Source organism: Psychromonas arctica (assembly GCF_036697365.1).
Lineage (GTDB): Bacteria > Pseudomonadota > Gammaproteobacteria > Enterobacterales > Psychromonadaceae > Psychromonas > Psychromonas arctica_A.
The window spans coordinates 83,750-110,586 of the sequence record NZ_JBAHZA010000007.1; the positions used below are offsets into that span (position 1 = coordinate 83,750).

Sequence of the window (26,837 nt, forward strand, 5' to 3'; positions counted from 1 at the left end):
TGCTAATTAATTGTTATTCTGACACTACTCATAATTAAAGCACAAAAGAGAGTGACAGATGCAACAGCTGATTTGGGATCAAGCCCTGATTGAAAAATATAATTATAGTGGTCCACGCTACACCTCATACCCAACAGCCTTAGAGTTTAACGAAAGCTTTAATCAAACCGATTTATCTGCAGCAACTCAGCAATATCCGGAGCGCCCTTTATCTTTATACATTCACATCCCTTTTTGTCATAAGCTTTGTTATTTTTGTGGTTGTAATAAGGTCATTACTCGTCATCAAGAGAAAGCAGATAAGTACTTAGATTACTTAGCAAAAGAGATTGTTTATCAAGCAACACAAATGAAAAATCGAATAGTCAGCCAACTCCATTGGGGTGGTGGTACGCCGACTTTTTTATTACCCGCGCAAATAACTCGCTTGATGACATTACTGCGAACACATTTTAATTTTGCCGAAGATGCAGAGTTAAGTATTGAGGTTGACCCGAGAGAAATAGCATTAAGCACCATAGACCATTTAGCAAAGGAAGGCTTTAATCGCTTGAGCTTAGGGATCCAAGACTTTAATAAAGCGGTACAAAAAGCGGTGAACCGAGAACAAGATGAAAACTTTATTGAACAACTATTAACTCGTGCAAAACAACAAGGCTTTCAGTCTATTAACCTTGATATGATTTATGGTTTACCGTTACAGAATCAAGAAAGCTTTGCTTATACCCTACAAAAAGTTCTTACTTTAGATCCAGCTCGCTTATCAGTCTTTAACTACGCACACATGCCTAGTTTATTTGCAGCTCAACGTAAAATTAATGAAAATGAAATGCCTAAACCAGCAGAAAAACTAGCCATGTTACAACAAATAATCGAATTTTTAACCAGCTCGGGCTATCAGTTTATCGGTATGGATCATTTTGCTAAACCTGATGATGAACTTGCACTCGCTCAACAACAAGGTAAGTTACATCGTAACTTTCAAGGTTACACCACACAACAAGAAGCTGATTTATTAGGCATGGGCGTTTCAGCAATCAGTCAGATTGGCGATTGTTACTCCCAGAACCAAAAAAAATTACAAGATTATTACCAACAAGTTGAAGAACTAGGTCATGCGCAATGGCGCGGTATTCAATTAACCAAAGATGACTTGATTCGCCGTGAAGTGATCAAACAATTAATCTGTAACTTTAGTCTAAACAAAGCCACTATCGAACAACAATTTACGATACAATTTGATCATTACTTTGCACATGATATGCAGTTATTAACGCCTTTTTTAGAGGACAAACTAATCACCATGGATAAACATCAGATTCTAGTTTCAGCAACGGGTAAGCTTTTGATCCGTAATATTTGTATGTGCTTTGATGTTTATTTGCGTCAGCAAGCACGCCAACAACAATTTTCTCGAGTCATTTAATTAATGAATAAAACGCCACGTTTATACCTAGGATTAATGTCGGGCACTAGCTTAGATGCGATTGATGTTGCGCTATGTGAACGCAATGAAGGTAGCTTTGTGCAAAAAGCTGGTACAGCAATCGAATTAACACCAGATCTACGCCAAAAATTGCTTTCAATATGCAATGAAAAGCACGCTAGTCTGCACCAATTAGGTGAAGTAGACCATCAGTTCGCTGTTGCCTGTGCAGAAGCAGTGAATAGTCTGCTGAAAAGTGAAAATGTTCAGGCATCTTCGATCTCTGCTATTGGTAGCCATGGGCAAACTATTTACCATTCACCGGATACTGAAGTCGCGTTTACCCAACAAATTGGTGATGCAAATGTGATAGCAGCATATACACAAATTGCCTGTGTTGCTGACTTTAGAAGAATGGATATGGCTTATGGTGGTCAAGGTGCTCCTTTAGTACCTGCTTTTCACCAAGCTTTATTTGCAAAAAATGATCAACAACGAATTATTTTAAACATAGGTGGAATAGCTAACATTAGTGTGTTGAATGGCACTCAACATGCCTTTGGTTATGATACAGGTCCAGGCAATATGTTAATGGATGCTTGGATTAACTTACATCATCAAAAAACCTATGATAAAGGTGCTTGGTTTGCTAGCAGCGGGGCCGTCAATCACTCTCTATTGAGTTTATTATTAGCCGATCCTTATTTTGCCTTAACTGCCCCTAAAAGTACTGGGCGAGAAAAATTCAACCTAGCTTGGTTAAAGGAAAAAATAAAAAATCAAAACTACCAAGCACAAGACGTACAGCGTACCTTACTTGAGTTCACTGCGTTAACCATAGTCGATCAAATTGAATTACAAAGTAAAGATGGATCGGTTTACGTCTGTGGCGGCGGCGCCTTAAACCCATTATTAATGCAACGCTTAAGTACATTACTACCTAATCGCGAAGTATATACCACTGAGGCTTTAGCGATTAATCCAATGTATGTAGAAGCAGTGGCTTTTGCTTGGCTAGCAGAACAAAGAATCCTAGAGAAAAAAGTCCCTTTGAAAGCAGTAACAGGTGCAAGCAGAGATGCAATTTTAGGCTGCGTTTATTTGCCATAAATAATTGTTAGCACCCATGCTACCTATATTATTTTTCCGTTAAGCGGTAATAACACCAAGCGATTAAATGTAATCCCATTAAGAGAGCGGTTAACAAAAGAAACATCAAAAAAGCTACCTGTTGCACCGCTAACCATTGCTTAACATTTGCTAGTAAATAGATACTAGACAAAACAATCAACAGCAATAAATTAATCATCATGCACTGCTGACAGCGGCCAATTTTTTCTTTAAAAACAGTACTCATACAGCGATTACAAGCCATTTGATTCCCCTATAACTTGTTAATTAAGGCTAGTTTGATTAATATTTATCCACTATTTACTCATGAGCAGACATTATGCCTTATTTTATCAGCCTCTTATTTACCCTGTTGATCTTTTCTGTAGAAGCAGAAGAAAAAAGTACAACAACCATTAAAAGTGACACAGCAGTTCCACACAACAACGGTACACAGGGTCTATTAAAAAACACTTTTATTGAGCCTATTGAAAATTTTAATAGCATCGGTAGTGAACTTAACAAAACGACAAGCTCAGAGAAAACAGCGACTCCTAAACAGAAAACTACAGAGCAAACCCAAACAGTACCTTCTACTAATAACACAGAACTCAATAACAGCACTATTTCATCGCCACCTACACAAAAACCATTAAATAATGGCCAAACAGAGCTCCCTATTTAAAATAGACTATCTCAGTACCTACTGGCCCTCTTAAACACCTCTATTGCCCCCTATCATAATAAATAACAGCTTAAGTCGTTTACCGTTTGACCTACAGTAACCATTAGATATACTGGTTATCCACTTAAATTTAAGAGCTTAATGAATGAAATATATTGGCGCACATGTTAGTGCCTCTGGCGGCGTGTTTAATGCCCCTAAAAATGCCCATGATATCGGGGCAACAGCTTTTGCTTTATTTACTAAAAATCAACGACGTTGGGATGCCAAACCACTTGACGACAACACGATCCGTAAATTTAAAGCAGCCTGTATGCGCTATAAAATCCAAAGCCAAAATATTTTACCTCATGACTCATATTTAATTAATTTAGGTCACCCAGAAACAGAAGCATTAGAAAAGTCTCGTAATGCATTTTTAGACGAAATGCAGCGGTGCGAACAGCTAGGGTTAACTCTGTTAAATTTTCATCCAGGTAGCCACCTTAAAAAACTATCTGAAAATGATTGCTTAAAACGTATTGCAGAGTCGATCAATATTGCACTACAACAGACCAGTTCGGTCTCAGCGATTATAGAAAATACTGCAGGTCAAGGCACTAACTTAGGTTATCGTTTTGAGCATCTAGCGAAAATCATTGAACAAGTTGATGATAAACAACGCGTTGGAGTCTGTATTGATACCTGCCACACCTTTACCGCAGGTTATGATTTGCGTGGTATGGCAGCGACTGAAGCAACGTTTAAAGAATATTCAGATGTCGTGGGGTTTGAATATTTACGAGCAATGCATATTAATGACAGCAAAGTTCCTTTTGCTAGTCGTGTTGATAGACACGCCCCACTAGGTGAAGGTGAAATTGGTTGGGACTGCTTTGAATTTATAATGAAAGACAAACGCTTTAATGAGATCCCACTGATTTTAGAAACCACTGATGAAAGTTTATGGCCACAAGAGATAAGCCGTTTAAAACAGTGGTCAGCGGCGGATTAACCGCTATTTGTTGCTTTATGGCATTAAATACTTTGAAACTCACTAAACTGCGATTATGCTACTAAAGTAACGTTAAAATAAGGAAAGTAATATTCATGTTCCAAACACTAAAAGCATCTATTCAAACCTATATGACAGAAGAGCATGTTGCCTTTGTCGAACGCGCGTATCATTATGCGTATGCGGCACATGACGGTGTGAAAAGAGCAAGTGGTGAACCTTATATTACTCACCCTGTTGCAGTGGCTGAAATTCTTGCCGGTATGAAGCTTGATTATGAAGCTATTTCTGCAGCCCTAATGCATGACGTACTAGAAGATACCGATACTACACATGAAGAATTAGCAGAAGCATTTAATCCAGATGTGGCACAGCTTGTAGAAGGTGTTACTAAACTAGATAAATTCAATTTTGAAAATCGCGAACAGGCGCAAGCGCAAAATATACGCAAAATGCTAATCGCTATGTCTAAAGACTTCCGAGTAATGTTAATCAAGCTAGCTGACCGCGTACACAATATGCGTACTCTTGATTCGTTACGTTTGGATAAACGACAACGTATCGCCCAAGAAACCTTTGAAATTTTTACACCAATAGCAAACCGTCTAGGTTTACATCATTTAAAAAATGAACTTGAAGAACTTGCCTTTAAAGCGCAGAACTCAGCTCGTTACCATGTATTAAAAGAAGCTATTGCTAAGGCTCGCGGTAATCGTCAAGATTTCATAGCAAGTATTTGTGATGAAATTTCTGAGCAATTAAACTCGATGTCTATCGACGCACAAGTAATAGGTCGCGAAAAACACCTCTACAGCTTATACAAAAAGATGCGTAAGAAAGGCTGCCAATTCCATGATGTAATGGATGTATACGCTTTTAGAATTATTGTTAAAGACTTAGATACTTGTTATCGCGTATTAGGTCAAATACACCACCTATATCAGCCAAAATTAGAGTTCTTTGAAGATTATATTGCCCTACCAAAAACCAATAGTTACCAGTCACTGCATACCACTTTAATCACCCATCAAGGTGTGAATATCGAGATCCAAATTCGAACTGAAGATATGGATGCAGTAGCAAAACATGGTATTGCGGCACACTGGAGTTACAAAGAAGGTAAAAAGACCACTAATATTGCAGCACAACTCCAAACACGTAACTGGTTCCAAGGTTTAACAGAACAGGAAGATAACAGCACTAACTCTATTGTTTTATTAGAAAATATTAAACAAGAATTAGGTAAAAACGATATTCACGTATTAACCCCTCAGGGTAAAATTATCGTATTGCCTGCTTTTGCGACTGCAGTAGACTTCGCTTACGCAGTTCATACCAATATTGGCCATCATTGTATTGGGGCCAAAGTTGATAATGAGTACTCAGTATTAAGCCAGAAACTGGAAAGTGGCCAAACTATTGAGATCATCACTGGTAAAGAGGCCAGCCCAAGCCCCGAATGGTTAAACTTTGCAGCGACACATAGAGCTAGAAACAGTATCCGTAACTACCTTAAACAGTTACCGCAAACAACGACGATTCCATTAGGTCGCCGCTTATTAAAACAAGCATTGAATGCCACTAATTTAACGGATATCCCACAAGAGAATATCGACAAGGTAATTGCCGATCATCACCTAGATGGTTTTAACCATTTATTACATGAAATTGGTAGCGGTAAATTACTCAGCTTAATCATTGCTAGACGCTTGCGTGGTAATGCAGGAGAGTTAACAGAATCACAGCATAAACAAAATATTCGCCAAAGCGCTATTAAAGGTGCGGAAGATATAATGCTGTCTTATGCTAACTGCTGTAAACCATTGCCAGGTGACCCTATCGTAGCCCATACGAGTAGCGGTAAAGGCTTAGTTGTCCATGTAACGAACTGTCATAATGTAAATGGATTTGAAAATGAACTTGATAAGTATATCGCTGTCGAATGGGATATGAAGTTTATGAACCAGTATGAATACTCCTGTGATCTGGTTATTCAAATGGCAAATCATAAGCTGGCTTAGCAAAAATGTTCAATGTGATAGCAAAAAGTAATGCTAACGTTATAGATTTACAAACCACAGCAGTGACGAACCAAATCTATTCAATTAACGTGACTTTAACTGTGATTAATCGCATACATTTATCACGTATTATGCGCCAAATTAAGAAATTAACCGGCGTGAAAACTGTTAAGCGAAATAATAAAAAATAACTAAGAAAAATGGTACTTAAATCAATTACTTCACATAAGAACAAGTATCATTTATATTATTAATAATAAACAATCTCTACATATTAAATGGATTAAATATTATGAAAACTGTTAAAGCAATTACACTTATTTTGAGTAGTGTAGTTTTGGGTGCTTGTACTGCAGAAACACAAATAATACCGCAACAAGTCAAGATAGAGCAGTTACAGCACAATTGGAAATTAACACACGTTGATAATATCCAATTAGCGACCGTAATCAATAGTACATTAATGATTGATCCTACCAACAAAAGTACCGGTAATTTAGGCTGTAACAATTTCGTAGGCACAGCAGAATTCAGTGATAATCAATTACGCATCAGCAAAATGGCTAACACAAGAAAAATGTGTGATGAACTAAAGAATGGTGTTGAAATGGATGTAACAAGCGTCCTTAGTGATTGGTCAAATGTGATGGTTGATAATGATTCGTTAATCATCGGAAACAACAAACACTCGCTAACTTACCAATTAATTAAATAGTGAGTCATAAAGTCGATTGTTTGCCTGCTTACAATCGACTTAACTGAGAGTTATTAGCTTTACCGTTTACCTTCCTTTCCGATTTACTTTAAAGTAGTGACCTCACTCACACTAATCCAATAACACCACTTTTGTTTCTGCAAAACTACAACCTCCAATAACAATTACGTCATAAAGATGTGCTAATTTTTAACTGTTGTCTGATATTTTTCAGCTTTTTTAATACGCAAATAACGTAATGAGAGGTTCGAAATGAGTAATATACACCAACTTAATAATTTACCTAAGCAAGCCACAATTAACCTGATTGCATCTTATAAAGGTGACTTTGAAAGTGACTATTTTGATTACCACCAACTTTTAGAAAAACTACAAAGTGTTATTTTGCGCGGTCATTTTATGGATCAGGAAGATAACGCAGCTTGGATGAGTCATAGAGGTTGTGACTATTTATCGAATCCTAAACTTTTTGCTCACGCCCCATTAACTTATTTATGTGCATTTCTCAGTGAAACTTTTAAAAAAAATAGTTTGAATGATATTGAGAAAACTGTTGCTCCTGCTGTATTTAATGCAGTATTAACACGTCTAAATGACTTTAAATAAATATAGTTTATGTATATTTAGGGGGTTATAAAAATAAAAGCTGATCCTGTCGATTTTATGTCAACTTGATTGGTGCTTAATCGCGATTGCATTACACTAGTCTTTTAGTTGTTACCAAAAAGAGTAAACATGGATTCAATCACTCAAATAGCGTTAGGCACTAGTGTTGCTGGTATTGTCGGTATTAAGCCTTTTGGCCGCAAAGCATTAATTGCAGGTGCAGTTTTAGGTACTCTTCCTGATTTAGATGTATTATTAAGCTACCAGACGGCAATTCAAGATTTTACTTTCCATCGTGGATTCAGCCACTCTTTACTAGTACTAAGTGCTTTAAGTGTTGCTATTTATTATTTAGCTTTATTAGTAAAACCGACACTAAGAACTGATAACAAGGCCCTATTCCTAGTAATCTTTCTGCCATTGATTACTCACCCTTTACTCGATGCATTTACTACTTACGGCACACAATTATTGTGGCCAATCAATATTCCGCCTGTTTCTTGGTCAAGTATCTTTATTATTGATCCTCTTTACACTTTACCTCTTTTAATTGGGGGTGTTGGATTATGGGTTAAACCAAGGGCAATAAGGTGGCAAAGAGTCAATGCTATTATGTTAGGGATAAGTTGCTTGTATCTGGTGCAAAGCCAAGCACAACGTATGCAAATTAAGATGCAATTACAACAGGATCCTATCGCACAGAGTGGTGAAATATTTATTTCTCCTACACCTTTTAATACCTTGTTATGGCGAGTTATTAGTTACCAAGATAATAAATATTATGTAGGCTTTACACATGCTTTTAATCAACAGCCGCTATCTTGGCAGCCTTTTGATAATGGTCGTAACCTATTAAATGGCTTTAACTCAACTGAGTTACAACGTTTAGAATGGTTTAGTGGTGGATTTTTACAGTTTACTGAACAAGAAGGTCGATTAATTGCAACAGATTTACGTGTTGGATTAACGCCCTATTACCCTTTTGCATTTAGCTTAGCGAAAGATGAACAGCAATGGCAGCCGATCTTATCTGAAAAAATGGCACAACCTGAAATTGACTGGGCAAAGCTATTAGAGTTATATCAAATGTAAACTTGATGATTTGATAGACTATTATTGTTAAATAATTAAGCCCTAAAGAGTGTCCACATACTGTTTAATTTCAGATAAGAACTCTTCACCATATTTATCTAATTTAATATGCCCTACACCAGTGATTGATAGAAATTGAGAGTCGTTGGTTGGCATCATTTCACTCATTTCTGAAAGAGATACATCACTAAAAATAACGTAAGGAGGTAGATTTTCTTGGTCTGCAATCTGTTTACGTAAATGGCGTAGTTTAGCAAATAATTTACTATCTGCATTTGCAGAAACACTACGGCGTTTTTGCTTCGCGGTAGTTTTAACAAGTTGTAATCGAGGTACGGCAAGCATTAAGGCTTGTTCTGATTTCAATACGGTTCGAGCAGCTTCTGTTAACTGTAACGCAGAGCCGCGCGTTAAATTTTGCATCAATAAACCGCAATGAATTAACTGCCTAGCGATACTAAACCAATGTTCTGTGGACTTATCTTTACCGATACCAAAAGTTGATAACTGATCATGCCCTAAACTCTTAACACGTGCTGTTTGTGCACCACGTAATACCTCAACGACATGTGTAATACCGAAGTGTTGCCCTGTACGATAAACGCAGGATAAAATCTTTTGTGCATCTACTGTTGCATCATAACTTTGTGGTGGATCCAAACAAATATCGCAGTTCCCGCAAGCTTTAGGACTGTACTCACCAAAATAGTTTAATACCACTCTACGACGACAGGTTTGTGCTTCAGCAAAGGCCACCATAGTATTAAGTTTATGCAGCTCAATGCGAAGCTGCTCTTGATTAGGATTCTTTTCTAACAGGCTACGAATGCGTGCAGGATCGGCAGGGTCGTAAAATAACATAGCTTGTGCAGGTAACCCATCTCTCCCAGCACGCCCGGTTTCTTGATAATAAGATTCGATATTTTTCGGGATTTCGTAATGTACTACAAAACGTACATTAGGTTTATCAATTCCCATACCAAAGGCTACTGTCGCGACTACAATCTCTACTTCATCTTTAATGAATAGGTCTTGAACATGTTGACGCTCCTCTAGAGGAAGCCCAGCATGATAACAACGAGAATTAAGCCCTTTGGCTGCAAGCTTACCGGCTATTTCTTCGGTACGTTTACGGCTAGTACAATAGATAATACCGCTTTCATCTTTATGCTGATCTAAATAATTAAACAATTGCGTTAATGGACGGTATTTTTCAATCAATAAGTATTCGATGTTAGGCCGATCAAAACTACGGATTTCAATTAATGGATCCTGCAATTGTAAGCGCTGTAGAATATCTTGCTGTGTTGCATGATCAGCAGTCGCTGTTAAAGCGACTAAAGGGATATTAGGAAAATATTCTTTAAGGTGGCCTAATTGTGCATATTCAGGCCTAAAATCATGTCCCCAAGAGGAAATACAATGCGCTTCATCCACCGCAAATAAGTTAATAGGTAAATGTTGTAATCGCGCGATAAAATCTTGACGTAATAAACGCTCAGGAGCGACATATAGGAGTTTTAAACGGCCCTGATGTAAAGCGTTGATAATCTCATTTTGTTCTTGATAAGAAAGTGTTGAATTTAAATAGGCTGCTGCGACCCCGCAAGCTTGCAGGGTATCCACCTGATCTTTCATTAAAGAAATTAATGGAGAGATAACAATACATATCCCTTCACGCACTAATGCAGGGATTTGAAAACATAAGCTTTTACCGCCACCTGTTGGCATTACCACTAAAGCATCGCGTCCTGCGATTAATTCATTGATAACCGTTTCTTGACCATCTCGAAATTGGCTGTAGCCAAAGACATCTAACAAGACGTTCTGTGCAGGACTAGTCATATTCTGACTCAAAATATAGCAACCTATTGATCATAGAAACGGGAAAAAGGGCGAACATTGTAAATCAGTGACATAAATATTTCAGCTTAAATTTGCCCTTTATAGGCGATTAAAGCGCTCACCGAATTGTTGTACTTTTTGCCAATCGGTTAGTTCCATATCCTGTGTTTTGTCAGTGCTTCCCCCAGTCATTTTCATAATAAGTTGAATCAATAGTGTCTGCCACCAGTTATAACGAGAATATAATAAAGCTCCTGCAAAGACAGCTTTGTGCTTCGGTTGCCACTCAGATAACTGTTCAAATTTCTTCATATAAGCATTATTTTCAGGTACTGCTTTTTCGGGTTTACGAGCGGTTAAACACACTACAAAAAAAGCATTCTGTAATGTATCTAATTGTGATTTATGTTGATTCACAAAGTTAATTATATTCTTTCTAAAATTACCATACCGAATAGATGCCCCAACTAATACTTTGTTATACAAAGTAAAATCAATATCTGGATTATCATCAATATCAATCACAGTCACTTCGCCTTCAAGCGACTGTTTAATACGGTTCATTATTTTTAGTGTTTGCCCATCTACTGAAGAGTAGATAATTAACGTGTTAGTAGGTACTTGTATTGTAGACATAATTTAATTTTTCCAAAAAACAGGGGTAAATAGAACCAATAAGGTAAATACCTCTAATCGACCAAACAACATAGCAATAATCATGATCCACTTAGATGCATCACTAACATCATTAAAGTGTAATGCGACATCGCCTAAACCAGGGCCTAAATTATTTAGCATTGCCGCCACCGAAGAGAAAGCACTTAATTCATCCATCCCGGTCATCAGCAAGGCCAACATACAAATGATAAATACTAATGCGTAGGTTGAGAAAAATCCCCATACAGCTTCTACAACGCGGTCTGGCAAAGCTTTATTACCTAACTTAATTTTATATACGGCTTTAGGGTGCACAAGTCGTTTCAACTCTCGTTGTCCTTGCAGATTCAATAACAATACTCGGATTACTTTTAATCCACCACCCGTTGATCCTGCACATCCACCAATAAAACTAGAAAAAATCAATAATACAGGTAAAAATAAAGGCCAATCAGAGAAGGAAGTCGTTGTAAAACCAGCAGTAGTTGAAATAGAGACAGCTTGAAATAGAGCATGTGAGAAAGTGTTTTCAATGGTGCTATAGATATCATTACCCATTAACACCCAGAAGCAGATCCCGGTAAGAAATAACTGAATAAAGATAAAGGCACGTACTTCTGGATCTTTTCGGTACACATTTAAACTGAACTCCTTCGCTGAAAAAGCAGTAAAGTGCAATGCGTAGTTAATACCTGAAATAAGTAAGAATACGACAGTGATCATATTGATCACATCACTATCAAAGTGTCCCATGCTGGCATCATAAGTGGAAAACCCGCCAATTGAAACAGTAGAGAAACTATGTCCTAATGCATCAAATAGGGTCATACCAGCAAGCCAAAAGGCCAACATACAAGCAACGGTTAAACATAAATAAACGTACCAAAGTGCCTTTGCAGTTTCTGCAATACGCGGTGTCATTTTAGAATCTTTAACCGGACCCGGTGTCTCCGCGCGGTATAGCTGCATTCCACCTATACCTAGCATTGGTAAAACAGCAACGGCTAATACAATGATCCCCATTCCACCAAACCATTGCAGCATTTGTCGATAAAAAAGTATCGACTTAGGCAAGTCATTGAGTTCCGCAATAGTTGTTGCACCAGTGGTAGTAAGCCCCGAGAAAGACTCAAAAAAAGCAGTGGCCAAATTCATGTCCACACTAGAACTCATCAAGAAAGGAATTGCACCGACGCTGCCTAAGGTTGCCCAAAATAACACTACAATCAAAAACCCTTCTCGAGCCTTTAATTCACTTTTATAACGTCGATTCGGCAACCAGAATGCAAAGCCAATTAATAACGTCACAAAAAATGCGGCTAAAAAGTCATTACCACCACCATCTTGATAGATATAAGCAATAAAAACTGGCGGTAGCATGGTTAAGCTGAATAACCCGATCAGCATGGCCACGATTCTGATGATTGAACGAATAGCCACTAGTTAACCCAATTCATTAACTGAACTATTGATTTTTTTTGCAATGACTTGTCCCTGCATCAATGATTGTAATTTTTGTTTAAACAAACTGACCTGTTCCCTATCAACTTCAATTAATGCTTGAACAGACTGTTGATAATCAACTTCAAGAAGACGCCCTGAATGAGCTAACAGTATATGCTCTAATGTCGCCATTTGCGCATAGTTACATTGTAACTGAAATTGTTCAAAAAAACGCTTCTCCATTGTCGGCATACTTGGGCATAACTGTTGCAAACCATTACTATAGGCTCGAACTAAACCACCCGTTCCCAATTTAATACCACCAGAATACCTAACCACAACGGCAACCATCTCTCCGACATTACTACCTTGTAAAACAGCTAACATCGGTTTTCCAGCGGTGCCTTTAGGTTCACCATCATCACTACACCCCATATTCACACTATCTTTAGGACTACCGCCTATAAAGGCCCAGCAATGATGACGAGCATCTTTATGCTCAGCTTTAATATCCGCAAGAAACTGCATTGCCTCAACTTTACCTTTAGCTGGCTGTAAAAATGTCAAGAAACGGCTTTTTTTAATCTCTTCTTGAAAAAAAACCGCTTCTTTTAAAATTAAATAAGGCTTATTCACTGTGAATTAATAACCCTTGTTGCTGCCATTCAATATATCCACCAGCAACAGAATATACATTTTCATATCCCATCTTCTGTAATGAGGCGGCAGCTAAGACACTGCGTGCACCAGAGCGACATAATAAATAAATAGGAAGTTGCGATGCCGATGCTAAATCATTAACTAAACGCTGATAAGTCGATAAGGTAGTTAATTGCATCTCTAGTACACCACGCGGTACCAACTCACAACCAACAGGATACCCTGCTGTTGTTTCATTTGGCTCTCTAATATCAATGAACAATAAAGGTGTATTATTTTGTAAATGCTCATTAACCGTAGCACAATCCACTTCATTAACTTCTGCGCGTAATGCTGCCACTAAGGCTTTTCCATCTAATAACATACTTTCCCTAATTGTCTGATAAACAACCCAACAACTGCTTTGCAGCGTCGATTGTAAAGCTTTCCCTATTGAGTTGTTTAATAAACACCTCAATCACTTTTTGCTCAAATGGTTCAATGCTTTGCGCTGTAATTAATATTTTACTTCCAGCAATTAAAGCCTCATCACTTTGTTGAAAATCTATAATTAATTGTGATAACACACAATGATAGCGTAATCGTGTCTCACTTAAATGGGCACTCAGCACTTTTATCAATGATAGATTGCTTATTTCAATATAATCACCGTTCACACGCACTATGTTAACAGTCTGCAGATCCAATAATAACCGTCTAACACGTGCGGTTGTACTTTGTGTTGAAGGTACTAAAAAATATTCCGCTTCAACGAAAGGAAGTAATTGGGTGATCAGCTTTTCAATTGAACTGCTGAGTATAGGTTTTATTTTCTCTATATGCTGAGTAGATCCAATTAAATGTAATAAACAGAAACTCAATAAAGCAGGTAAAGCAAACAGGTGTACTATTGTGTTTCGGTAATAAGTTAAGTGACTACCTTGTTCTTCATCTACAATAATCACGCTATCAACCTCAGAAAACTTATTAATCGCCAAGGCTTGTTGATACACCACTTCAGGAGTCTGAGCAGGATAAGTTATTAAAGTGCTTTTCGGTAATAACCCTAACAATTGCTGGTGCAACGCGATCAATGTGAGTAAACGCTGTTTGTTTAGTTGATGACCTATACTAGCTAACACTATTGCAGCACACAATGGTAAAGCATTAACCGCAGTAGCTTGATTAATCCCTTGCATCACTTGATCTGCAATATGGTTAACGTGTTTAACCATCTGTTTTTCTGTTAACTTATTTTTTCGCCATTGCGGCGTCTCTTGATCAAAGTACTGTGCCAAACTAATTGGCTCTCCAAAATTAACAAAAGCACGCCCAAAGTTGCCTAATTTTTTTAATATCCCCAACATTTGCCATAGATTTTCTTGCTTTTTTTGCTTACCTGACAGCTCTTTCATGTAAGTACTTACTTCCATGATATGGTCATAACCTATGTATATTGGTACCAGCACTACATTACGATTAGCCTGCGTTAAAAAGGTATCAACGCTCATCGCTAATAATCCAGTTTTAGGTGGTAATAAACGCCCCGTTCGACTACGCCCACCTTCAGTGAAGAACTCTATTGGGTAGCCTTGCTTAAACAACATTGCAAAATAGGTTCTAAATACTTTGTTATACAAAGGGTTACCCTTAAAGCTACGACGTATAAAGAATGCACCTGAACGTCTAAAAACACCACCAGCAGGAAAGAAGTTAAGGTTCACTCCGGCTGCAACATGCGGAGGCATTAATCCTTCTTCATGTAAGAGATATGAAAGTAATAGATAATCCATATGGCTGCGGTGGCAAGGCATATATACTATTTCAGCACCGCTTTGAGTTGCATCCCTCACCGCTTGAGTATTATTTACCTCAATACCTTGATAAATGCCATTCCAAACTCGGCGTAAAGCCGTACGAAAAAAACAGATAAAGCGATATGAAAATTGGCTACTGATTTCTTGTAAATAAACCTGACATTGCTGAGTAACTTGTGTTTCTGATAAACCTGATTTAATACTATGCTGTTGTATTTCTTGTTGTAATTGTTCACTTTCGAGCAATTCATTAATAATTCTTTGACGAGCAGAAACAACTGGGCCAATAGTGCAACGATGTACCTTATTGAAATAACCTGAGGCAACGCTTGCTAATCTCTTGGCATGTTGCTCTCCTTTTAATCCTGAACCTTTTTTTAATAAGCTTCGGGCAGAAATAGGTGGATTAAATTGTATTAACAGGTCACGACCAAAGCGTAAAACTCGGTATGTTTTTTGTAACCGGTTCAAACTACGCTGTAAAGCACCACTTCGCTCAGAAGAACTACTTTTAGATAAATGGGGTTGCGATATTTGAGTATTAGGATTTCTCCCCCATAACAAAGTCACAGGGACTAGCTGTACGTCTAATTCTCGATGCTGAAGGAGTAAGTTAGATAGCTGCTGATATTGAGAAACATAAGCTGCTTGCTGTGGTTTTAACTCTGCTTTTTTAAACCAAAACGCCTCATGCAAAAATATTACTGAATCAAGTTGCTCTCCGGCAATATCAACTAATTGAAAAGGATCTGGTAACCCCGCTTGTTGGCAGGCCTTTTGTAAGGAAAGTAAGTCACTACTACTATTTTGCGGTAATATGTAAATGATAGGTCGCTGAGAATCGAGTTTAAAGGTTGATAATGGATCTCGCGGGACGACTGTATTTTTAACCCAAAACCGATTGGTTATCCGTGATCCAAAACTCGCTGTTGCTAACACATACTTTCCTTGTATCCTTTATCTGTAGGCCTCCTAGTTTAACATACCCAAGTAATACGTTATAGATAGGTAAAACAGTTCTGCGATACAAGACAAATCACTCATTGTAGTGCACAGCTAGTTGATGACCGAAGGCCGTCTATTTGCTAAAGTAGCTTTCTTGAATTTATGCTCATGGGCTCATTTATCAATGCAAAAAAATACTGGGTTAAAACGTATCTGTTTAGCACTAGGTTATTCTATTAAAGGTATAAAAAGTGCGTATAAACATGAGGCAGCTTTTCGACAAGAAATTTGGCTAACTTGTATATTAATTCCAGCTGCATTTTTTATGGATGTAACTCAAGTAGAACGTATTTTACTGATACTGCCAATCATACTCATGTTAATGTTTGAAATAGTCAATTCTGCTATTGAAGCAGTAGTGGATAGAATAGGCAGTGAATACCATGAACTTGCAGGTAGAGCTAAAGACATGGGGTCAGCAGCAGTACTGATCAGCATAATATTAACCGCATACATCTGGATAGAAATCCTGTTTTTTAATTAACTTCATTCATTAGGATTTTAATATGGCGGACAAGCCAGTTTTTACCAAACAAAAAAGTAATACTATGAACTCACCGATTAAAACGGTTCCTCACTCTTTTGAGGCGGAACAAGCCGTTATTGGTGGTTTATTATTAGATAACGATACTTGGTCTGATGTTTCTGAACGAGTGGTTGACCGTGATTTTTATACTCGTGCTCATCGTCTAATATTTTCAACCATTGAAAAACTCAGCAGTGATGATATCCCTGTTGATATTGTTACTCTCTCGGAAAAACTTGAAAATACTCAAGATTTAGAAGGCATAGGTGGGATCGCCTATTTAGCTGAGCTATTACAGAATACACCTAGTGCTGCGAATATTAATAATTATGCGGATATTGTACGTGAACGCGCCATTGTCCGAGAGTTGATCGGTGTAGCTAACGATATTGCCGAAGCCGGTTATGATACAGAAGGTCGCGATAGTTCAGAGTTATTAGACTTTGCTGAAACCAAAGTATTCCAAATAGCAGAAGCACGTAATAATAAAAATGAAGGTCCACAAGCGATCAAAGACATCTTGAAAGAGACGGTCGCTAAAATTGATGACTTATGCAAAAACCCGCGCGATGGTATTACCGGTTTATCATCGGGTTATAACGATTTAGATCAAATGACCACGGGCTTCCAACCTGGCGACTTGATTATAGTAGCAGCACGTCCATCTATGGGTAAAACGACCTTTGCCATGAACTTAGCTGAACACGCCGCTCTCAACGCAGATAAGCCAACCATCATCTTCTCATTAGAGATGCCTGCAGACCAAATTATGAATCGTATGCTGGCATCACTGGGTCGTATCGACCAAGGTAAAATTCGTACTGGTCAACTTGATGAAAATGATTGGGCATCGCTATCTTCAACTATGTCTATCCTATTGGATAGAGGAAAAATGTTTATTGATGATAGTTCAGGTTTAACGCCTACGGAATTACGCTCCCGAGCACGACGTATTGCTCGTGACCATGGTGGAGTCAGTATGATCATGGTCGATTACCTACAATTGATGCGTGTTCCGTCGCTAAGTGAAAACCGTACTTTAGAAATCTCAGAGATATCTCGATCTTTAAAAGCGCTAGCTAAAGAGCTACGTTGTCCAGTTATCGCTCTGTCCCAGTTAAACCGTGGTCTAGAGCAACGTGCAGATAAACGCCCTATTAACTCAGACTTACGTGAATCAGGTGCGATTGAGCAAGATGCCGATTTAATCATGTTTATTTACCGTGATGAGGTTTACCACGAGGACAGCGAACATAAAGGGATTGCAGAAATCATCATAGGTAAACAGCGTAATGGTCCTATCGGTAAAGTTCGCTTAACCTTCCAAGGACGTTATTCTCGTTTTGATGATTACACTGGTACCGCATACCACGGCGAAGAGTGATCCTTATCAAGATCCCCTAACCTAAGGCAGTGTATAACTGCTTAAAAGGTCGGGGGTCGCAATGTATATAAACAAGCTTAACGAGTTATTTGAAAACACAAATAAGTGCCTAAGCTTGTATCGTTTTTCATTATCCTTACAAAACTCAATTAACTTTAACGGTCATAAGCTCAAGCAACGCCAAGGTTTATGGCTAGTAAAACGTTCAGTAAATGGCGATTACTCAATCGGTGAAATAGCACCGCTCCCCGGCTTTAGCCATGAAACATTAAACGAATGTGAAGACCACTTATTAGCACTACTACACAGTTCAACCATCAATCAACAGCAAATAGAAATTTTGCAAACTCTACCTAGTGTGCAATTTGCAATACACTGCTTACTACAACAAATTTCATGGAAAACTACCCCCAACTTTGATCAACAAAGCGTCCCTCTATTACAAGGAAAACCTGCTGATATTATTCAGCGATATAAAACATTAAATAATCCTAGTTTAGTTAAATTGAAGGTAGCCAGATTAGCAGTTGAACAAGAGATTCAATTGATTAAAGAGTTAATCCAAATTAACCCTAAAATACGTTTTAGATTAGATGCAAATCAGCAATGGAATAAGCAAATCTATCGCTTTTTTCTAACCAAAATTAAGCAGCAATATATTGATTATATAGAAGAACCAACACAATCCATGGCTAGCAATATAAAGCTCGCCCAACAATTTAAAAGTACTTTAGGGTTAGATGAAAGCCTGTTAACTACCACCACTTTACCTGTTAATGACAGTATCAAAGCATTAATACTTAAACCAACGCTAATAGGAGATGAAAATCGTATCCATTACCTATTGCGCCATGCTCAGCAATATAAATTACAAGTGTGTATGAGTTCGAGCTTTGAATCTCCTATCGCACTTAACCAACTACATGTTTTAGCTCAGCAGTGGCAGAAACAAACACAACTTGATGTTCAATTAGGTTTAGATACACAACAAGCATTTACGAGTAAAATTCAAGATCGAGAAATAAACACGTCAGCTCAACTTGAGAGTTATTTAAAGGAAGCTAAGCGCTTATGGTAGCCTTAATCAATGAATGTCCGGTTCGTTATCATGCAATGAATAACGGACAAGAAATAGCTATACAGGATGATCAACAACAATTAACTTATCGACAACTAGATAGCCAGTTAACTGTACTAGCAGAGCAATTAGCACAACAAACAACATTAATTGCATGTCAAACCAAAATCGATGAGTCTGAAAATAATAGGCTCGTTTGCATTGCCAATAACGGTCTTCAATTATTGCTATTACAACTGTTATGCTTACGTATTGGATGGTTATTCTGTCCCTTAAACCCTCGCTTCACAGATACAGAAATACAACAGAGATTAACGCTATTAAACAGTCCTTATTGCTGGGCGGAAGATAGTTCTCCTCATATAGCATTAAAAACGCTAGCCATTAACTTCGCTTTTTCTCCTGCATCGAGTAAACAATTAACCATCTTAAATATAAACCCTTTGCAGCCCTGTAATATTATTTTTACTTCAGGCAGTAGTGGCTTTCCTAAAGCGATTGTTCACCATTACCAAAATCACTTTTTCAGCGCCAAAGGATCACAAAAGCTTATACCGCTTCAACGTGATGATCATAATTTACTATCACTACCGCTTTTCCACATTAGTGGTTATGCCACAGTAATACGTACTATTATCGCAGGTGCAACTATTCAATTAAGCAGCTATCCTCTCACCTACGACTTAATATATGACAGGAAGATAACGCACCTTTCTTTAGTTACTACCCAATTAATACGTTTATTAAAAGATGTCAGGTTTTATCCACAAAAAACGTCCATTAAACATCTGCTATTAGGCGGTAGTGCTTTTTCAGAATCATTATTAAACGTTTTATCAGCAAGGTCACTTTCCTATCACCTCAGTTATGGCTGTACTGAAATGGCTTCACAAGTGGCAACGTCAAATAATAATAAGCAGTTGATAGTACTACCATATCGACAGGTGAAAATAGATGAGAATGAAATATTTTTACGTGGGGAAACACGTTTTATTGGTTACTTTAAAAATAATAGAATTATTAAAATTCCCGCTAAAGAATGGATAAGCTGTGGTGACTGTGGACAACTTAAAAGTGAGCAATTAATCATTTCAGGTAGAAAAGACAGGCAATTTATTAGTGGCGGAGAAAATATACAACCCGAAGAGATTGAAACAGTTTGCCTACAATATAATGATGTAGAAAAAGCTTATATTTACCCTATTCAAGACCCTGAGTATGGCCAACGCGTCGTTCTTTTTGTTGCATTTACCAAGGATAATCCGAGTTACTTTAAGCAATATTGCGCTCAATTAGAACAGTATCTTGCCCAACGACTGATCAACTTCAAACTTCCCATTCACTATCTGCTTTGGCCAGCAACAGAGGGTTCAGGCAAGCTGAAAGTAACTCGACAACAATTTATAGACAGTTTATTACAACAAGGGCTAATTACTTAAACCACGTTTGATACCTTGCTCATAAACAACTTGTTCCGCATCTTTAATCAATGAGGATAAATCATCGTGAACCGCTGATTTGCATTCAACAATTCCAGTGTCACACACTAAACGATAAGCTAAATTAGCCTGCATATTAAATATTTTGATTGCTTCATCTAAACGTGGAAACTTTCTTGAGTCGCTTACCTCATATTCACTATCATTCATTAAAACAACAAATTCATCATTACCGATTCGTGCGATGATATCTGTTTCGCGGAATGTCTCTTTTAATAATTCAACAAAGCATGTAATTAATTTCTCACTTGCATCTATACCATGCTCTGCACTTATTTTATTAAGCCCTACCATATTTAAATACAATACAAAAAAAGGTTTCTTAGAGCGCGCAGCAAGACGGAAGTAGTTTTCACCAGCATTGATTAAACCACGATAATTTAATACTCCAGTGAGTTGATCGCTGAGGGTTAACTCATGGTTCTTATCTAAAAGAGACTTGTTAATAGTAATATCATTAGTTAGCTCCACAACCCCTTGAATCTTTTTGTCTACCGTATAATAAGGATGGTAGCTAACTTCGTAAGTAAATACCTCGCCTTCATTGTTATGCTTTATGGTTTCAATACGTTGTGGAGTCTTTAATATTCTGCTTTTATGCAAAGCACAAACGTTGGTATGGCACTCCATGCAATTAAATACAGCTTCACAATCACTGCTTAAGAACTCATTAGTCACTCCACCATTAATCATTCTTAATGCTTTATTAACGTAAGTAACATGCCCTTCTAAATCAAAGATTCGCACTCCAAATGGCAAAATATCCATGAACTGAGATTGATCAAATAAAGAAGAGGTAAGCTTTTGATTGAGAGACTTATAATTACTCACATCATTAATATAACCAACAAAACCTTGCTTAGGCATATCCTGTTCAGCCATTGAAAAACAATACATTTTATAAGTTAAATCTGTATCTCCTTTAACTTGAACTGATTCAACCTCGAGGTATCCATTAGCCTCTTCAACATCTGACATAGAGACTTTAAACGCTTCAAAGTCATGATCATAACTGGCATTACGATTGAATAGCTTTCTTTTGCTCAGGGCAAAAAACTCACAAAATGCTTTATTCGCACCACAATACTGATTATTGTTGTTCTTCAGATATATAGGGAATGGCATTGCATCTAAAAAGCGCTGAAATGATATTTTTATCTGATATAAATGAGCTGACTTCTTTAACGCATATAAAAAGGTAACAAGTAATAAAAGGATTAAGAGAAGCGCAATGACATTAAATTCTGCACTAGAAATATAAAGTTTCATGGTGGGAATGAAACTCAACATTCCCCCCACGTGGTATCCATATATATTGCTAATAGGCATAAACATCACCACACCATCACGCCCATTCATTTGCGTATTAAAGGAGAAGCGTTTTAACTGCAGTAACTTTGCACTTTGCTCTGCAGTAAATTTACTTTTTAATTCTCTTAAATCTTTATCTGATAAGACTATTCCTTCTGTATCTTCATCACGCTGATTAAGACTAACTAAGAAACTCTTTGATAAAGCAGTGCCTCGATATACATTATTTTTCTGTGTTACCGCTAATAAAGGCCTTTTGGCCCATAAATATTGATACTTTACTTCACTTCCATCGGCTAAGGAGCTTTGTATTTTTGCTAGGGGCAGAGACAACTCAACTACTGCAATAAATTCATTAGATGCATTAAAAACAGGGAAGAAGTATCGATAGACATAACGCCCATTCTTTAAAGACAACCCAGAGAATGGTTTATGTTTTTCAATGACATTTTCTAAACCAGTTTTATTATGGGTAAACTTATCATCAGTAGATCTTTTTTGGTCTAAGTGCAGTAATAGTTGGCTATTGGGCAAGTAAATTTGCTGAAAAGGGAATTTTTTACGGCTAACTTTAAACTGAGGTTGCAAGCTCTGGTATAGATTTTCAACTATTATTCGTAGTTTTTCAGGTGACTCTTTAGCTTGATTCGCTTGGTCTAATAGTCGGGAGATAGCTTGGTTTGCATACTGTAATTCAAACAGCAGTGCGGCATTAGATTTGGTTTGAGCAAGTGTTGACATAAAACTGTTGTACACAGTTCTTTCAACTAATTTACGTTGTTGTCTTTGACTTTCATCGTCAGACATCACAATGAAAATAGCAACAATCAGCGCCATCATTGCGCTGAAAAAGATAAAATCAAAAAAGTAAAAACGCTTTGCTCTCAGCATCTTAGATCCGAATAATCAAAATAAAATAGAGTATATAATAGCTGACTTAAAATATTCAGCCACAAAATAGTCATTTGAAGTAATAATCGGTAGAATAAATCCTCCTGAAAATAGAGAGCAATTTATGGAAGCATACACATTAAAACTAAGTTTTATTCACCCTCGATATTGGTTATCTTGGTTAGGCATTTGTGCTTTATTTTTATCTTCGCTACTTCCTTACTCTACCCTGCTTAGATTAGGCAGATTGATAGGTCGTATGGCGATCCCGTTTGCAAAACAACGTTTCCACACAGCACGTCGCAATCTTCAACTGTGTTTTCCAGAATTAAGTGAAGAAGAGGTTGATGCTAAGGTTAGAACAAACTTTGAGAATACAGGGATTGCTTTATTTGAAATGGGTATGGCATGGTTTTGGCCAACTTGGCGCGTACGTGGACTGGTAAGTGTACGCGGTTTAGATAATCTGCAACACGCAATGCGACAAGACCAAGGTGTTATCTTTTTAGGCGCACATTTCTTAACTTTGGAAATGGGGGCTCGTGCATTAGGTTTAGTACACCCTTGTTACCCTGTTTATAGAAAAAACAAAAACCAAGTTTTAGATTATTGGTTTTACCGAGGCCGTAGCCGTGAACATAAAGCGATGCTGGATCGTAAAGACTTCAAAGCGATGCTACGTGTCTTAAAGACAGGTCAATCATTATGGTATGCACCTGACCATGACTACGGTCGACATAAAAGTAGTGTCTTCGCCCCGTTTTTTAATGTAGAGCAAGCGAATACCGTTTCTGGTACCAGCACCTTAGCTCGAGTTAAAAATAGCGTAGTAATTCCTTTATTCTTAAAGCGCTTACCAGGGACTGAAGGCTATGAACTTATCTTTAATCCACCACTTGTCGATTTTCCAAGTAATGATGTAATTGCAGATACTACGCGTACCAATCAAGAAATTGAAAAAATGGTAAAGGAGTGTGATGACCAATATATGTGGTTACATCGTCGCTTCAAGACGCGCCCTGAAGGTGAAACCTCGTTTTATAAGTAACCTATACATCCCCCCTAAAACTAACCAACAAAGTTAGCTTTAGGGGTATTTCACATAGTTGATTATGATTAATTGAAAAGCTGCTCCCAAATACTCACTACCCATTGTCTTTCTTCAACAAATTGATCTACTACAGTAACACGAGCCTCTTTCCCTAACGTTAAACGATGAGCTGTATCCCTTATATGGCAATAGGCATCACTCAGTTGTTTGGTTTGCTCTTCAGTTAATAATCTCGCTTCTTGGCAGGCATTAAAAATGCGCAGATTATCTGACCATTGTGTAAGCAAATCAGGATATTGGTGTGCATATGCTAACACTAGGTATTGCGCAATAAATTCAATATCAACCATACCTCCTGAGGACTGTTTCAAATCGAATTGGCCTACTGTGGCTCTATTTAAATGCTCACGCATTTTATTACGCATTACTGTTACATCATCACTTAACTTCTTTCTGTCACGCTCTTGGCTTAATACTTGTCTTCTAATGGCCTTGAACTCAGCTAACATCTCTTGATCAATAAAAACTGGGCGGGTACGCACTAAGGCTTGATGTTCCCACGTCCACGCTTCTTCCAACAGATAACGTTTAAACCCTCCTAACCCCGCTACTAATGGACCGGCATTACCTGAGGGACGCAAACGCATATCAATTTCATACAATATCCCAGAATTAGTACGTGAGCTAAATAGGTGAATAATGCGCTGCGCTAAACGGAAGTAGAATAAACGGTTATCAATAGGACGACTGCCATTCGTCTCACCAGCAATATGTGTATCATGTAAAAACACGACATCAAGATCGGAGCCGTAACCTAGCTCGAATCCGCCCATTTTTCCGTAAGCGATGACCGCAAAACCTTTACGATCAGTCCCTTCAACATTACTTGGAAAGCCAAATTTATCAGTAATTTGTGTCCAAGCGATCTGCACGACATAGTCCAATATCGCTTCACTCAATGCTGTCAGGTGATCACTCACCTGCGGTAATTTAATACCCTTGGCGATATCTGCGGTGGCAATATGTAAAAACTGCATCTGTTTAAACTGACGTAATGCTTCCATCTGTTGTTCCATATCCTCGCCAGGAATACGCAACATAAACTGCTGTAGTTCGCTGTGGTAACTATCTAAAGCAGTCGGATGATATAGTTTCGCAGGATCTAATAATTCATCTAATAAAATAGGATGACGAGCTAATTGTTCCGAAACACGGTAACTTTCGGAGCATAATTTTAACAATTGCTTTAATGCCCCTTCATTCTCATTTAATAATTCTAAATAAGCAGTTCGACGCATGATATTGATAAGTAAATGATGAATGCGCTCAAACAACTGATCAGGCTGAGGGTAATCACATATTAAAGAAATAATTCGCGGTAATAGTTTATCAATCGTCTCTTGTCCTCTTGGTCCAATTGGCCGACGACTCATATCTTGCTTAAGTGAAACAATCATCTTTGCGAAGTGAGTGATTTGTGTAGCATCAACTTCCTCACGACGAATAGTCTCTATTAAAAATTGCTCTATTTCTTCGCTTGTAAGGGCTAACTGCCATATTTCAATAAAGCCTTGTTCTGCTTCATGATGTTGCTCTTCTGATTCTCCAATAACCCAGTTGAATTCATTATTTACCTTAGTCATAACTTGCGTTAAGCGCGTATAAAAGCTCTGCCAATCGACAAACTTTAATACTGTGATTAAGCGTAAACGATCTAATTCATTATTCGGTAAGGTTTGAGTTTGTTGGTCACCTATTTGTTGAAGTACGTTTTCTACCGCACGTAAGAAGCGATACGACTCTAGTAAGCAATCAACGCGTTGTTGTGACAATATGTCTAAGTCAGCAATGACTTGTAAAGCTTGCTCTAAGCCTTTGCACTGTAATTCGATATTACGGCCGCCATGTATTAGTTGAAATGCTTGCACCACAAATTCAATTTCACGGATTCCGCCCATCCCTAATTTAATGTTATCTTTTAACCCCTTTCTACGGACTTCGGCACTGATCATCGCCTTCATTTTTCGTAACGAATCTATTGCACTAAAGTCGATATAACGTCTAAATACAAAAGGTCGCAACATCGCCATCAACGCAACTTTATCAGGCCCTTCTTTACCTAACACTCTTGCCTTTACCATAGCGTATCGTTCCCACTCTCGCCCGTGAGTTTGGTAGTAATCTTCTAAAGAGTTAAAGCTAGATACTAAAGGACCTGACTCCCCAAAAGGACGTAAGCGCATATCCACGCGGTAAACAAAACCATCTACCGTAATTTGATGTAATGCGGCGATCAAACGCTGGCCTAGCTTGGTAAAAAAAACTGAATTCTCAATCTCTCTACGCCCACCTCGAGTATGGCCTTTTTCCGGATAAGCAAATATGAGGTCAATATCAGAAGAAAAATTAAGTTCTTCGCCACCTAATTTACCCATGGCAAAAATATATAAGCGTTGCTGCTCACCGGTATCGCTAACTGGAGTGCCTTGTTCTTTGCATTGCAACTCATATAACCAATCTGTACTCTGCTGTATAAGCTGATCAGCTAAGAAGGAAGTTTGTGAAAGACTTTCCTGAAGCGAGCTAATATTTAATAACTCGCGCCATGCAATTACTACCATGTGCTTGCGTCTAAATAACCGTAAAGCTCGATGTAATTCAGGCTCCGTATACACTGTATTTAACTGTGCTTGTAGCTCACTTCGTATAGCCGTTTTTCTGTCTTCACTAAGTAGTAACTCACTAGAGAAAAGAGTTTCAAGTAAACTAGGTTGTTTTATCAATGATTCAGCAACAAAATCACTCAAGGCACACAAATTATGTACTTGCTGTTTTTGTTCCTCACTTAGAAAAGATAAATCTAAGCGCTCATTTAGTTGTAGGAGGTGTTTATCTGCTGTTTCTATTAATAAAGACATAAAGTACCTAAAAGAAAGGTTAAATCATTTATTAACTTAACAGTTGTTGTGAAATCGATCAGTAGTTTTCAACATTTAATCATTGAAAACTAATTTAAACACCGCATTATTATAAGGTTGGTCA

General features: G+C 37.7%; 21 protein-coding genes and 1 pseudogene. 13 read left to right on the forward strand and 9 right to left on the reverse strand.

Features of this window, described 5'->3' with window-relative positions:
* The first annotated feature begins 58 nt into the window (after positions 1-58).
* Positions 59-1,426: an oxygen-independent coproporphyrinogen III oxidase gene (hemN, locus tag V5290_RS09855; protein WP_333384784.1), complete on the forward strand. Its 1,368-nt coding sequence runs from the start codon at positions 59-61 to the stop codon at positions 1,424-1,426.
* A gap of 3 nt (positions 1,427-1,429) precedes the next feature.
* Entirely contained in the window at positions 1,430-2,536 is a 1,107-nt protein-coding gene (locus tag V5290_RS09860) for an anhydro-N-acetylmuramic acid kinase (protein ID WP_333384787.1), read from the forward strand.
* 28 nt (positions 2,537-2,564) lie between these two features.
* Here V5290_RS09860 and V5290_RS09865 read toward each other — a convergent pair whose 3' ends face one another.
* Positions 2,565-2,801, reverse strand: a complete 237-nt coding sequence (locus V5290_RS09865) for a DUF3624 family protein (RefSeq protein WP_333384789.1) — start codon at positions 2,799-2,801, stop codon at positions 2,565-2,567.
* A gap of 75 nt (positions 2,802-2,876) precedes the next feature.
* Here V5290_RS09865 and V5290_RS09870 point away from each other — a divergent pair, with 75 nt between their 5' ends.
* The 6 genes and pseudogenes from V5290_RS09870 (at position 2,877) to V5290_RS09895 (ending at position 8,649) form a co-directional block, all read left to right on the forward strand.
* Positions 2,877-3,221 carry a hypothetical protein gene (locus V5290_RS09870; RefSeq protein ID WP_333384792.1) on the forward strand — a complete coding sequence of 115 codons (345 nt, stop codon included), beginning with the start codon at positions 2,877-2,879 and terminating at the stop codon, positions 3,219-3,221.
* A 145-nt stretch (positions 3,222-3,366) separates the two neighbouring features.
* On the forward strand, positions 3,367-4,215 hold the full coding sequence (nfo, locus tag V5290_RS09875) for a deoxyribonuclease IV (protein ID WP_333384795.1): 849 nt from the start codon (positions 3,367-3,369) through the stop codon (positions 4,213-4,215).
* An 89-nt stretch (positions 4,216-4,304) separates the two neighbouring features.
* A pseudogene (locus V5290_RS09880) lies at positions 4,305-6,427 on the forward strand (RelA/SpoT family protein).
* 101 nt (positions 6,428-6,528) lie between these two features.
* Positions 6,529-6,951, forward strand: a complete 423-nt coding sequence (locus V5290_RS09885) for an META domain-containing protein (RefSeq protein ID WP_333384798.1) — start codon at positions 6,529-6,531, stop codon at positions 6,949-6,951.
* 252 nt (positions 6,952-7,203) lie between these two features.
* On the forward strand, positions 7,204-7,557 hold the full coding sequence (locus V5290_RS09890; RefSeq protein WP_333384801.1) for a hypothetical protein: 354 nt from the start codon (positions 7,204-7,206) through the stop codon (positions 7,555-7,557).
* A 129-nt stretch (positions 7,558-7,686) separates the two neighbouring features.
* Entirely contained in the window at positions 7,687-8,649 is a 963-nt protein-coding gene (locus V5290_RS09895; RefSeq protein WP_333384803.1) for a metal-dependent hydrolase, read from the forward strand.
* Positions 8,650-8,691: 42 nt separating this feature from the next.
* Here the strand turns inward: V5290_RS09895 and recQ are convergent, their stop codons facing one another.
* The 6 genes from recQ to plsB all read right to left on the reverse strand — a co-directional run bounded on the left by recQ (position 8,692) and on the right by plsB (position 15,989).
* Entirely contained in the window at positions 8,692-10,494 is a 1,803-nt protein-coding gene (recQ, locus tag V5290_RS09900; protein ID WP_333385059.1) for a DNA helicase RecQ, read from the reverse strand.
* Positions 10,495-10,593: 99 nt separating this feature from the next.
* Positions 10,594-11,130, reverse strand: coding sequence for a menaquinone-dependent protoporphyrinogen IX dehydrogenase (gene hemG, locus V5290_RS09905; RefSeq protein ID WP_333384806.1), 537 nt, complete (start codon positions 11,128-11,130; stop codon positions 10,594-10,596).
* 3 nt (positions 11,131-11,133) lie between these two features.
* Positions 11,134-12,591 (reverse strand): TrkH family potassium uptake protein, encoded by a 1,458-nt coding sequence (locus V5290_RS09910; protein ID WP_333384810.1) that lies wholly within the window; start codon positions 12,589-12,591, stop codon positions 11,134-11,136.
* A gap of 3 nt (positions 12,592-12,594) precedes the next feature.
* Positions 12,595-13,230 carry a YigZ family protein gene (locus tag V5290_RS09915; RefSeq protein WP_333384813.1) on the reverse strand — a complete coding sequence of 212 codons (636 nt, stop codon included), beginning with the start codon at positions 13,228-13,230 and terminating at the stop codon, positions 12,595-12,597.
* Positions 13,223-13,618, reverse strand: a complete 396-nt coding sequence (locus V5290_RS09920) for a rhodanese-like domain-containing protein (RefSeq protein ID WP_333384816.1) — start codon at positions 13,616-13,618, stop codon at positions 13,223-13,225. The genes V5290_RS09915 and V5290_RS09920 overlap by 8 nt, the downstream gene beginning before the upstream one ends.
* Positions 13,619-13,625: 7 nt before the next feature.
* On the reverse strand, positions 13,626-15,989 hold the full coding sequence (gene plsB, locus V5290_RS09925) for a glycerol-3-phosphate 1-O-acyltransferase PlsB (RefSeq protein ID WP_333384819.1): 2,364 nt from the start codon (positions 15,987-15,989) through the stop codon (positions 13,626-13,628).
* Between the two features lie 190 nt (positions 15,990-16,179).
* Between plsB and V5290_RS09930 the strand changes: the two genes are divergently transcribed.
* The 4 genes from V5290_RS09930 (at position 16,180) to V5290_RS09945 (ending at position 20,482) form a co-directional block, all read left to right on the forward strand.
* The gene (locus V5290_RS09930) at positions 16,180-16,539 is read left to right on the forward strand and encodes a diacylglycerol kinase (protein ID WP_333385062.1); all 360 of its coding nucleotides are present in this window, start codon (positions 16,180-16,182) and stop codon (positions 16,537-16,539) included.
* 22 nt (positions 16,540-16,561) lie between these two features.
* The gene (dnaB, locus tag V5290_RS09935; RefSeq protein WP_333384822.1) at positions 16,562-17,965 is read left to right on the forward strand and encodes a replicative DNA helicase; all 1,404 of its coding nucleotides are present in this window, start codon (positions 16,562-16,564) and stop codon (positions 17,963-17,965) included.
* A 61-nt stretch (positions 17,966-18,026) separates the two neighbouring features.
* Entirely contained in the window at positions 18,027-19,043 is a 1,017-nt protein-coding gene (menC, locus tag V5290_RS09940) for an o-succinylbenzoate synthase (RefSeq protein ID WP_333384825.1), read from the forward strand.
* Positions 19,037-20,482, forward strand: a complete 1,446-nt coding sequence (locus V5290_RS09945; RefSeq protein WP_333384827.1) for an AMP-binding protein — start codon at positions 19,037-19,039, stop codon at positions 20,480-20,482. Before menC ends, V5290_RS09945 begins: the two co-directional genes overlap by 7 nt.
* Here the strand turns inward: V5290_RS09945 and V5290_RS09950 are convergent.
* The gene (locus tag V5290_RS09950) at positions 20,471-22,744 is read right to left on the reverse strand and encodes a diguanylate cyclase domain-containing protein (protein ID WP_333384830.1); all 2,274 of its coding nucleotides are present in this window, start codon (positions 22,742-22,744) and stop codon (positions 20,471-20,473) included. The genes V5290_RS09945 and V5290_RS09950 overlap by 12 nt on opposite strands.
* Before the next feature lie 124 nt (positions 22,745-22,868).
* On the opposite strand from V5290_RS09950, the gene lpxL reads away from it, so the two are divergent.
* Positions 22,869-23,792, forward strand: a complete 924-nt coding sequence (lpxL, locus tag V5290_RS09955; protein WP_333384833.1) for an LpxL/LpxP family Kdo(2)-lipid IV(A) lauroyl/palmitoleoyl acyltransferase — start codon at positions 22,869-22,871, stop codon at positions 23,790-23,792.
* Between the two features lie 68 nt (positions 23,793-23,860).
* Here lpxL and glnE read toward each other — a convergent pair whose 3' ends face one another.
* The gene (gene glnE / locus V5290_RS09960) at positions 23,861-26,713 is read right to left on the reverse strand and encodes a bifunctional [glutamate--ammonia ligase]-adenylyl-L-tyrosine phosphorylase/[glutamate--ammonia-ligase] adenylyltransferase (RefSeq protein WP_333384836.1); all 2,853 of its coding nucleotides are present in this window, start codon (positions 26,711-26,713) and stop codon (positions 23,861-23,863) included.
* Positions 26,714-26,837 lie beyond the last annotated feature (124 nt).

Coding starts and splice junctions, on each gene's coding strand:
- hemN (WP_333384784.1), top strand. CDS start 59: ATGCAACAGCTGATTTGGGATCAAGCCCTGATTGAAAAATATAATTAT.
- V5290_RS09860 (WP_333384787.1), top strand. CDS start 1,430: ATGAATAAAACGCCACGTTTATACCTAGGATTAATGTCGGGCACTAGC.
- V5290_RS09865 (WP_333384789.1), bottom strand. CDS start 2,801: ATGGCTTGTAATCGCTGTATGAGTACTGTTTTTAAAGAAAAAATTGGC.
- V5290_RS09870 (WP_333384792.1), top strand. CDS start 2,877: ATGCCTTATTTTATCAGCCTCTTATTTACCCTGTTGATCTTTTCTGTA.
- nfo (WP_333384795.1), top strand. CDS start 3,367: ATGAAATATATTGGCGCACATGTTAGTGCCTCTGGCGGCGTGTTTAAT.
- V5290_RS09885 (WP_333384798.1), top strand. CDS start 6,529: ATGAAAACTGTTAAAGCAATTACACTTATTTTGAGTAGTGTAGTTTTG.
- V5290_RS09890 (WP_333384801.1), top strand. CDS start 7,204: ATGAGTAATATACACCAACTTAATAATTTACCTAAGCAAGCCACAATT.
- V5290_RS09895 (WP_333384803.1), top strand. CDS start 7,687: ATGGATTCAATCACTCAAATAGCGTTAGGCACTAGTGTTGCTGGTATT.
- recQ (WP_333385059.1), bottom strand. CDS start 10,494: ATGACTAGTCCTGCACAGAACGTCTTGTTAGATGTCTTTGGCTACAGC.
- hemG (WP_333384806.1), bottom strand. CDS start 11,130: ATGTCTACAATACAAGTACCTACTAACACGTTAATTATCTACTCTTCA.
- V5290_RS09920 (WP_333384816.1), bottom strand. CDS start 13,618: ATGTTATTAGATGGAAAAGCCTTAGTGGCAGCATTACGCGCAGAAGTT.
- V5290_RS09930 (WP_333385062.1), top strand. CDS start 16,180: ATGCAAAAAAATACTGGGTTAAAACGTATCTGTTTAGCACTAGGTTAT.
- dnaB (WP_333384822.1), top strand. CDS start 16,562: ATGGCGGACAAGCCAGTTTTTACCAAACAAAAAAGTAATACTATGAAC.
- menC (WP_333384825.1), top strand. CDS start 18,027: ATGTATATAAACAAGCTTAACGAGTTATTTGAAAACACAAATAAGTGC.
- V5290_RS09945 (WP_333384827.1), top strand. CDS start 19,037: ATGGTAGCCTTAATCAATGAATGTCCGGTTCGTTATCATGCAATGAAT.
- V5290_RS09950 (WP_333384830.1), bottom strand. CDS start 22,744: ATGCTGAGAGCAAAGCGTTTTTACTTTTTTGATTTTATCTTTTTCAGC.
- lpxL (WP_333384833.1), top strand. CDS start 22,869: ATGGAAGCATACACATTAAAACTAAGTTTTATTCACCCTCGATATTGG.
- glnE (WP_333384836.1), bottom strand. CDS start 26,713: ATGTCTTTATTAATAGAAACAGCAGATAAACACCTCCTACAACTAAAT.